This is a genomic window from Eubacterium ventriosum, assembly GCF_025150745.1.
Classification (GTDB): Bacteria; Bacillota; Clostridia; order Lachnospirales; family Lachnospiraceae; genus Eubacterium_G; species Eubacterium_G ventriosum.
The window spans coordinates 2847314-2856089 of the sequence record NZ_CP102282.1 but is presented as its reverse complement, the minus strand read 5'-3'; the positions used below and the strand labels follow the sequence as shown (position 1 = coordinate 2856089).

At 37.5% G+C, this 8776-nt stretch carries 8 protein-coding genes and 1 pseudogene; 6 read left to right on the top strand and 3 right to left on the bottom strand.

Annotated elements, in window-relative coordinates:
• Window positions 1-18 precede the first annotated feature (18 nt).
• Together NQ558_RS13130 and NQ558_RS13125 are read right to left on the bottom strand one after the other, a co-directional pair.
• Complete coding sequence (locus NQ558_RS13130; RefSeq protein WP_005362322.1) at window positions 19-402, bottom strand: hypothetical protein; 384 nt, start codon at window positions 400-402, stop codon at window positions 19-21.
• A gap of 3 nt (window positions 403-405) precedes the next feature.
• Window positions 406-1503 (bottom strand): ParM/StbA family protein, encoded by a 1098-nt coding sequence (locus NQ558_RS13125; protein WP_005362321.1) that lies wholly within the window; start codon window positions 1501-1503, stop codon window positions 406-408.
• Here NQ558_RS13125 and NQ558_RS13120 point away from each other — a divergent pair.
• The 5 genes and pseudogenes from NQ558_RS13120 (at window position 1481) to NQ558_RS13100 (ending at window position 6098) form a co-directional block, all read left to right on the top strand.
• Window positions 1481-2217, top strand: a pseudogene (locus NQ558_RS13120) (response regulator transcription factor). The gene NQ558_RS13125 and the pseudogene NQ558_RS13120 overlap by 23 nt on opposite strands.
• Window positions 2205-3383 carry a sensor histidine kinase gene (locus tag NQ558_RS13115; RefSeq protein ID WP_040446919.1) on the top strand — a complete coding sequence of 393 codons (1179 nt, stop codon included), beginning with the start codon at window positions 2205-2207 and terminating at the stop codon, window positions 3381-3383. Before NQ558_RS13120 ends, NQ558_RS13115 begins: the two are co-directional and overlap by 13 nt.
• Before the next feature lie 115 nt (window positions 3384-3498).
• Window positions 3499-4569 (top strand): ABC transporter permease subunit, encoded by a 1071-nt coding sequence (locus NQ558_RS13110; RefSeq protein ID WP_005362315.1) that lies wholly within the window; start codon window positions 3499-3501, stop codon window positions 4567-4569.
• The gene (locus NQ558_RS13105; protein ID WP_242652140.1) at window positions 4566-5222 is read left to right on the top strand and encodes a transporter; all 657 of its coding nucleotides are present in this window, start codon (window positions 4566-4568) and stop codon (window positions 5220-5222) included. The genes NQ558_RS13110 and NQ558_RS13105 overlap by 4 nt, the downstream gene beginning before the upstream one ends.
• 3 nt (window positions 5223-5225) lie before the next feature.
• Entirely contained in the window at window positions 5226-6098 is an 873-nt protein-coding gene (locus NQ558_RS13100; protein ID WP_005362311.1) for an ATP-binding cassette domain-containing protein, read from the top strand.
• A 37-nt stretch (window positions 6099-6135) separates the two neighbouring features.
• Here NQ558_RS13100 and NQ558_RS13095 read toward each other — a convergent pair whose 3' ends face one another.
• Entirely contained in the window at window positions 6136-8382 is a 2247-nt protein-coding gene (locus NQ558_RS13095) for a tetratricopeptide repeat protein (protein WP_005362309.1), read from the bottom strand.
• 250 nt (window positions 8383-8632) lie between these two features.
• On the opposite strand from NQ558_RS13095, the gene NQ558_RS13090 reads away from it, so the two are divergent.
• Window positions 8633-8767 (top strand): hypothetical protein, encoded by a 135-nt coding sequence (locus tag NQ558_RS13090; RefSeq protein ID WP_004844681.1) that lies wholly within the window; start codon window positions 8633-8635, stop codon window positions 8765-8767.
• The last annotated feature ends 9 nt before the right edge of the window (window positions 8768-8776 follow it).

The following is an 8776-nucleotide window of genomic DNA, read 5'->3' as shown; positions in this document are numbered from 1 at the left end:
GTGTTCACCTCCAATCAGTTATTCGCCAAGAAAATCCCAGTCTACATCACGATCTGGCTGTGAATTTTCAGGTGTTGGAAAGGACGCCCTGATTTGGGGCTCCCTTTGCACCATACCTGCAGTCAGTCCGGAAAGAAAAAGCGGCAATGCCTGTTTCAGGCTGTTTTCCACTGCACCTACAATCTGTTTCACAAAAAGTTCTTCCCGTTCCCTTGTTTCCAGATAGGGATCAGACTGAGTGCGGTAGTAGCGGTCAAAATAATCTACCAGTGCAAGAGAGATTACCTGACTGTAAGATTTAAAATCCTGTCTGTTCATCGTCTGTAAATATTCCCAGGCTTTCCGCTGCTGCTCTTTGTCCAGATTAAATCGCAGGTTTGTGTTGCGAATATTGTTCTGCATGGTTTATCCCCTCCTTTTCAGGCTCATATAAGCCAGAGATTCGTAACCTTTAGCGGTGGCGCAGATGTCATCAATGATGGTGACTCGTGATTGGTCATAAGTTCCGAAGTTACGGATCAGGCATCCACCGCCGCCAACCACATACAGGTGCATCAGGTCAGGATTGTATTCATATTTGCGGAGTGTGGCAAAAAGTTCTGCCACATACTGTCTGGCAATGGACGTAATACAATCCAGATATGGTGCTGAAATGTCAGCTGTTCCAAACCGCAGAATCTGTTCTACTGTGGATTCTTCAATCTTCACTCCGAATTTGTCCAGAACAGCGTTCTTTACAGCAATCATGCATTGGTTTACACCAAGTTTTTCTGTCCAGCATCGGCTCTCCTGCGCTTTCTTATTGTTGATATACAGAATGTTCATGGTTCCGTTTCCGATATCTGCAAGGAGATTGGTTCCCTTGAAATCTCCAAGTTGGTTTACGATAGCCGGATACCCCTGTGGGTAAAGGCTGCATCCCACAAAGTGGAGATGATACTCTTTGCCGTTAAAAAGGTAACGGACTTCTGGATTCTGGAGCAGATAGGAACGAAAAGCTTCTCTTTGAGTTCTGATCCATGTCAGAGGAAGTCCGGCAGCCAGATGAACATCTGCTTCACGGATGGAAAAGACATTCAGTTCCCTTGCAATAGCCATTAGCGTCAGAAGATAATATTCTTCGTCCATAGCTTTATCCGGGATAAATTCTTTGTGTCCTTCGCCAATCCGGTAGTAAATGCCGTTATATTCCAGAATATTCCCAGTGAAGATTGGTTCGGTTTCATAGGCTTTGATGCCGGTTGGTGTGACGGTGTTTGCTGTTTTCATATTGCCGTAGCCATGATCTACAGCAATGATTTTTGTGTTTCTGAGTTCTCGCATAAAAAATACCTCCGTTTTCGTATTGATTGATTCAGCAGGTCGTACTGGTGTGGTACTGCTCTGCTGTGGGATAAGCATACGAAAATCGGAGGAAAAAGGCATTGAGGGGAAATTGAGCAGGAATTGAGAAAAAAGATATATTGTGCTTACGTTCTTCATGTACTCTTGTTGTGATTTCATTGTTTTTTATCGTATAATATGGATACTGGAGGTGGTTTGGATGAAATACAAGATTTTAGTTGTCGATGATGATAAAGAATTGGTGAAAATGCTTTGTCGTTATTTTAATATGAAACAATATGAAACCATTACGGCTACAGACGGAATGGAAGCATTAAATAAAATAAAAATGAAACCGGATATTATTTTGTTGGATATCAATATGCCACGAATGGATGGGATTGAAGTATGTCGTTTGATACGCAGTAAAGTGTTATGTCCAATTTTATTTCTGACAGCAAGAGTTGATGAAGATGATAAAATTAATGGGTTGCTTTCAGGTGGGGATGATTATATTACGAAACCATTTAGTCTTCGGGAGTTGGAAGCGAGGATTGTTACAAACATAAAGAGAGAAGAAAGGCATCAACAAAAAACGGAATACCGCTTCATGGATGAAATGCTGATTGATTATTCTGAAAAAATAGTAGCTATAGCTGGACACAGGATGGAGTTCACAAAAATTGAATATCAGATTATTGAATTCTTATCCATGCATCCAGGGCAGGTGTTTGATAAAGAACGTATATATGCACAAGTCTGTGGATATGATGCGGAAGGGGATAGTAGAACGATAACAGAATTAGTACGGCGTATAAGAAAAAAATAGCGGATTATTCAGAAAAAGAATACATAGAAACTGTATGGGGGATTGGATACCGATGGAAAAAATAAGAAACTTGTCACTGAAAAAAACAATTCTGTTTTATTTTGTGATCAGCTTGACGGCAGCATTTCTGTTATCTGGATTTACAGTTCATTTTGCAAGAAATATGCAGAATAAAATATGGGAAAAATATATTGATTATGCAGATTATACGGACGTGTTTCAGCAATATGGAAAGAAATACGAGATTGAGATATCAAGACCTAATCAATCGCAGATGAATCGTTTGGACTATCATCTTTCGGAAATGTGTGACTTTATGGAAACATATTCGGTATTGATTTTTTCAATTGTTGGGAGTGTTGCTGCGGTATTCTTTTTTTATAAAAACAAGTTAAAGACACCTCTACAGGAACTAAAAGATGCCTCACAAATGATTGCAGATAATGAACTGGATTTTCATGTGTCCTATGAAAATAAAGATGAGATGGGAACTTTGTGTAAAGAATTTGAAATGATGCGAAGTGCTTTAGCAGATAACAACAGAAAGATGTGGCGAATGATTGATGACGAGAAGGCTTTGCGGAATGCAATTGCACATGATATACGTTCTCCACTTTCCATATTGCGTGGGTATCAGGAAATGCTCTTAGAGTTTGTTTCTGCTGAGAGTATAAAAACAGAGGATGTTATTGATATCTTACAAACAGGCATGTATCAGATTGACCGTATAGAGCATTTTACGGAAAACATGAGAAAAATGTCCAATTTAGAACAGAGAGAACTGCAATGCTCAGAGATAGAATTATCGGAACTGGCAAAAAAGATTGAGGCAGAAGCTGTCATGCTGTCCAAGAAGGAAAGTAAATTATGTAAGGTAGAAAGAGCACAGGAACAAAACGTTGTGAAAGTGGATGAGGAACTTGTCATGGAAGTGACAGACAACTTACTGGAAAATGCGGTTCGATATGCGCAAAAAAGTATTGCTTTGCAGATAAAGAAAAAGGATGGTTTTCTTATAATTTCTGTTGAAGATGATGGAATAGGATTTGTGGATACTGAGGAAAAAGTAACAGAGCCATTTTATCATAAGAATCCACAAGATGATTTAAAGCATTTTGGTCTAGGCATGTATATTTCTCGTATTTTCTGTGAAAAGCATGGAGGAAATCTGAAAATATATAATGCCAGACAAGGCGGTGCCCATGTAGAAGCTCTTTTCAAAGTTGAATGAAAATACTTTATAAGGCTGAAATCACAAAAAAGTGGTTTTGGTCTTTTTTGTTGTGAATTTATTGAGAATTGATTTGTATGATGTTGTTAAAGAAATAAAGAAAGGAAGAGATGCAATGAAAACAATCATAAAAAGAAGTATACTTGATTATTTAAAGAACCCTGTTTTGTGGGTTGGTTTGATTATTATAGTCGCCAGTATGTATCAATGTCTGTCACCGTATTTGCAAATTCATTATATCAAACAGAATGAACAGGTCACACAAAATGATGTAGCATTGGAAGATGCCGATGTCATGGATGGGTACATTCCCACATCTGATGATAAAGAAAGAAGAAGGGAGTGGGAAGATACGATCAAAGAGACGTTAATGGACACCTCCCAAAATGGTTTTGGATTTAGCAGGCAGGAAGCGGATCATGTAATGAAAGAAATTCAGAATATGGATGTAAAGACTGCTTCTGAGTTTTTGGAATCCCAATATGGCTATTATAATGCGTTATATGCTTATGAAGACCTTGAAATTCATAAGGGGACAGCAGAAGAAATCAATCATTATATCGAACAGAAATTATCCGAACATTCTTTTTCATGGTACTTTGCAAAAAAATTTACGGATTTTGCAGGATTGCATATGGCCTTTTTTGCAACAGTCTTGCTATCATTTCTATTTATTCAGGATACACGAAAAAGTACCTATGAATTATTACATACAAAGCCTGTTACGGCAATCCAATATATATGTGGGAAAGTAATAAGCGGATTCATTAGTATGCTGGGAGTATTAGTGATTTTGAATATTATATTCTTTATGCTGTGTTTGAAAACGTCTTTAGAATCGGGCTTTCCAGTAACACCAATTGATTTTTGCGTGAATTCTCTGATCTATATTGTGCCGAATCTTTTGATGATATGTTGTGTCTATACAATTACAGCAGTAATATTTAAAAATCCGCTTCCGGCAGCACCAATCTTGTTTTTACACATTATATATTCAAATATGCTGACCATGAAGAATGATATTTATTATATGAGACCGTTCTCTATTATGGTGCGATTCCCTGGCAGATTTTTTGAAACACACGTAGCCCAAATGTCAAACATAAATCAGATTATGCTTGTAATTTCATCAGTTATATTAGTATGTATTTCTGTTACAATCTGGAAAAGGAGGAGGGTTCATTGAAAACGGAACTAAAAAACTGCCTGTCGTTATATAAGATTTTTTATTCATGCGCATTTATACTGATATTGTGTGCTATTCATCCGATTATATACTATGAAGAAATCGGTTCAGCGATTCAGTCTCCAATAGCATTTTTAACAATTATTTTTTGTAGTGACACATATTTGATGGAAGTAAAAAGTAAGCGTGCCGATGTATTTCATTTGTATGATCAAAAAAAGCAGTTAAAAGTAATATCACAGAGAGTGTGCGTTCAAATATTATATTTATTAATACTTTCCTGTGTTGGATATGTTTTGTTTTTCTGGCAAAAACCGGGCAGTGTAAACGAAGGCGTTTCGGGCACTCAGATATTCCTTTTATTTTTCATTGCAATGTTCGGAACCATCTGGCTTTGGAGTATATGCTCTGTGATTTTGTGTACATTGATTGGAAATATGTGGGCAGGTATAGGAGGTTTATTTGGAATTGTCATTGGTCTTATATCGAAAGCGGGCAGTTCATTTTTCGGGAATCTGGGATTGTTTTCTTTCAGCTCTTGTGAAGTTAATCAATTAATGTCCGAGAGTTGGATTTATGGAACGATTGTGTCTTTTATAGTGGGTCTGCTTTTATTTGCAGTATTACCAATGGCTTTAAAGAAAAGGGGATAGATTATGAGTATTAGAATAAATGATTTAACAGTTAGATTTAAAAATGGTGTAGTTGCAGTAAATAAGGCATCTCTTGAAATACCTAAGGGAATTTACGGACTTTTGGGAGAAAATGGTGCGGGAAAAACCACGCTGATGAGGGTTCTTACAACCGTTTTAAAACAAACGGAAGGAATGGTTTCGCTTGATGGAATTCTGTATAACGAGGGAAATTATGAGAAAATACAGAAAAAGATTGGTTATCTTCCACAGGAAATCGACTTATATCCGAATCTTACGGTGAAAGAATGCCTTGTATATATGGGAGGACTGTCAGGAGTATCCAGAAATGACCTCGAACAAAGAATTACCTATTATCTGGAAAAGACTTCTCTTACAGAGCATCAGAATAAAAAAATGCGGCAATTATCTGGTGGTATGAAGAGACGTGTCGGACTCATACAAGCACTTCTTAATAATCCGGATTTTTTGATTATTGATGAACCAACAACTGGGTTAGATCCGGAAGAAAGAATCAGGATTCGCAATCTTTTGGTTGATTTTTCAAAGGATAGAACTGTGCTGTTTTCCACTCATGTAGTAGAAGATTTAGCAGCAACCTGTACACAGCTTGCCATTATGAAAAAAGGAAGTTTTTTATATTCTGGAAGCGTGAGTGGGTTACTGGAAAATGCAAAGGGTTGTGTTTGGAATTGTACGGTACAAAATGCAGAAGAAGCCCGTTTGTTAGAAGCCAATTATTCTATATCATCTAAGCAGTATGTAGAAAATGGAATTCATATGAAAGTATTAAGCAAAGGAAAGCCAAATGAGAATTGTGTCCTAGATAATGATATCACTTTGGAAGATGCATATATTTATTTGACGAATAGTTGAATATAACGGCGGGCAACTTGCCCGCCGTAAAGTATGCTTATTTTGTTAAAAGAAGGGATAGATTTTTTCCAATGGAAAATCCAATCTGTGGATATAACTCCTGAATTTCCTGATATTTTGCTTCAATCAATTCTGGTTCATCAGCCCAAATTTTTTCATATATTTTAAAAGCTTTTTTAAAATGTATTTTAGCTTGTGAAAGATTGGCGGTCATCAGATAAATGGTTGCAAGGGTTTCCTGAACTTTGGCATAATCCAGACAGTCATCGGAATGGTATTCCTTGATGATGCCGGATAATTTTTGTAATTCGGAGATCCCTCTTTCAGGTTCCTGCTGTTCTGTCAGGAACATTGCATAATTGGCAATCTGAGGTATGCTGTCATTTATATGAAGCAGGTTAAATTGGTCAAGCAGTGAGATACTTTTTTCCATGTGTTCTCTTGCAAGATCGGGATGACCGTTCATGCGGTAAAGTCCTCCGAGATTGGCATGAAGGTTGGAAACAAGGCGAGCATTGTCTGCAGTGATATTTTCTATCTGGGCAAGAGCATCCTTTTCCAGTTTTATTGCTTTTTCAGGTTTGGTTTCAAGGGCTGCCTGAAAATCCAGCAATAATGCCTGGTCAGAGTCAGTGCCAATGTTTTTTGTCTTTAATAGACATTTCAGTTCCTGAATGATTCCATTCATACCTTTGTGGTAGTTATAGTTATCCATGTATGGAAATGCATTTTCCAGAAAAAGCAGATACTTTGGTATATCATCCTTTTCAATCAATTCTATGATATTTCCGATTGTTTGAAACAGTTTCTTGTAATAATCAACTTCAATCCCATGCATTAAACATATTTTCTGTAAAGAATCCAGTAATATGTGGCAACGAGTTACAGATGGTTTTGTCTCTGAAAGGGTGATTTCCTGAATCATCGGATGCAGAGAGATAGTGCGACGTTTTGTTGTCTGGACAAAACCAGTCTCAATTAAATCGTTGATCTCATTTAGTGTGGGCAGTTCCAGCCATTTGGCAAATATACGGGCGGAAATACCGGTGGAAGGAAGAAAGCACATATTACACATGGTATCCTGCTGTTCAAGAGATAAAGTGTATAAAGAAAATAGCGTATGGATATGACTGTAATAGGTGGCTTTGCTGCTTTGTCCATCTTTGATTATTTTAATTTTATCTTCGTTGTGGAAAGATGCTTTTTCCACCTGAAGTCTTGTTAATAACTGGTTTGGAGTTGAGATTCCATTTTCCAGAAGTTTTGCTGCCAGTTCCACGGCAAAAGTATGAGCGTGAACAGTTTCGATGATCTTTTCAACTGTTGCCCGGTACGTGTCTGCCTCTGAATAAAATACTGATGCCAGCTGGAAGAGAGCGTTCATATCCGATATTTCTTTTAATGGCAGAGTACAGTATTCATCCAGTTTGCTTCTGGTTGTAAACAAAATCTGGCAGCGATATTTTAATACTACTGACAGAAAGCTGTCTTGTGTAGCAGAGACATTAAAATTGTCTATGATCAACAGAGTATCAGATTTCAGAGAACGCAGAAAACGGTTATGTCTTTGAAACCGTTCCTGTTCACTGATTTCTGGTGGATCATCAATAAAATCCATGTCAGTAATATCCTGATGAAGATTGCCGGTATATTCTACATAAAGGATATTGGTGTAATGCCTCATGTACCGCTTTGCGTAGGCTTTGGCAAGTTCACTTTTTCCGATGCCGGCAATTCCGTAAAGAAAAACATGACGGTTTTCCTCAAGCATGGTATATAATTCTTCCAGTTCTTTATCTCTTCCGATAAAATGACGGCATGGTTTCGGAACCTCACTGTCCATAATATAATCCAGCACAATGGGGGATAAAGCTCCTCCGGCGAGCAGCTTCTGATTTTTGGTATTACGTTTGATGAATTGACGTTCCATGCCAAAAGAAATCAGTTTTGCAAGAAACAGCAGTCTTGAACTGGCTGGTTTATATAAGGGAGTCAGATTTTTCTTTTTCGCATCTGAGATGCTGTCATCCTGAATGAATAAAGTGTAAATATCTTCTATAGCCATATTACAGTCAGACATCAGTGGAAGAAGATTCTGGTGGATGGTATGGGCTAATTTTTCCTGGTTGGATGGCTTGGAATAGTAAGCGGATATTTTAGGACTGATTTTAGCCTGACCAGTCATCCAGCGGCAAACCAGACCGTTATCCATTGAAAAATCCTGATTTGCCGGATCATCCATAAAATCTTCAAATAATTCGTATAAAAAATCAGGCTGACTCATTTGATTACTTTCGCTGATATGATTTTTTAAGCAAGTGCTAATAGAAGAAAAATCGCATCGATTCAATAGAAATTCCCCTTTCGTAGTTAAAGATTAAGTATATCCATCATAACACGAACATATATTCGATTCAAGGAAATGCGGATATTTTTAAATTGATTGTGTCAATTTACAATCAATTTCTATTCAATGTGGTTTTCAGGCAGGTTCTGTAAAATAAGCTCAGATCAAACAATAACGGGGGGAGCTTATGCAACAGAATATTGAATTTGAGCGGTGTATTGATTTTCTGGTACGGATGATTGATAAGTACGGCGAAGAAGTCCTCCGGGAGTTGGAGGAAGAAAAACAGAATAAAGAAGAAAAAGAAGCGGCAGTTTCCTGATATACAAAA

What these genes read in the sequence shown, in the direction of transcription:
- NQ558_RS13130 (WP_005362322.1), bottom strand. Translation starts at nt 402, where the DNA reads ATGCAGAACAATATTCGCAACACAAACCTGCGATTTAATCTGGACAAA.
- NQ558_RS13125 (WP_005362321.1), bottom strand. Translation starts at nt 1,503, where the DNA reads ATGAAATCACAACAAGAGTACATGAAGAACGTAAGCACAATATATCTT.
- NQ558_RS13115 (WP_040446919.1), top strand. Translation starts at nt 2,205, where the DNA reads ATGGAAAAAATAAGAAACTTGTCACTGAAAAAAACAATTCTGTTTTAT.
- NQ558_RS13110 (WP_005362315.1), top strand. Translation starts at nt 3,499, where the DNA reads ATGAAAACAATCATAAAAAGAAGTATACTTGATTATTTAAAGAACCCT.
- NQ558_RS13100 (WP_005362311.1), top strand. Translation starts at nt 5,226, where the DNA reads ATGAGTATTAGAATAAATGATTTAACAGTTAGATTTAAAAATGGTGTA.
- NQ558_RS13095 (WP_005362309.1), bottom strand. Translation starts at nt 8,382, where the DNA reads ATGAGTCAGCCTGATTTTTTATACGAATTATTTGAAGATTTTATGGAT.
- NQ558_RS13090 (WP_004844681.1), top strand. Translation starts at nt 8,633, where the DNA reads ATGCAACAGAATATTGAATTTGAGCGGTGTATTGATTTTCTGGTACGG.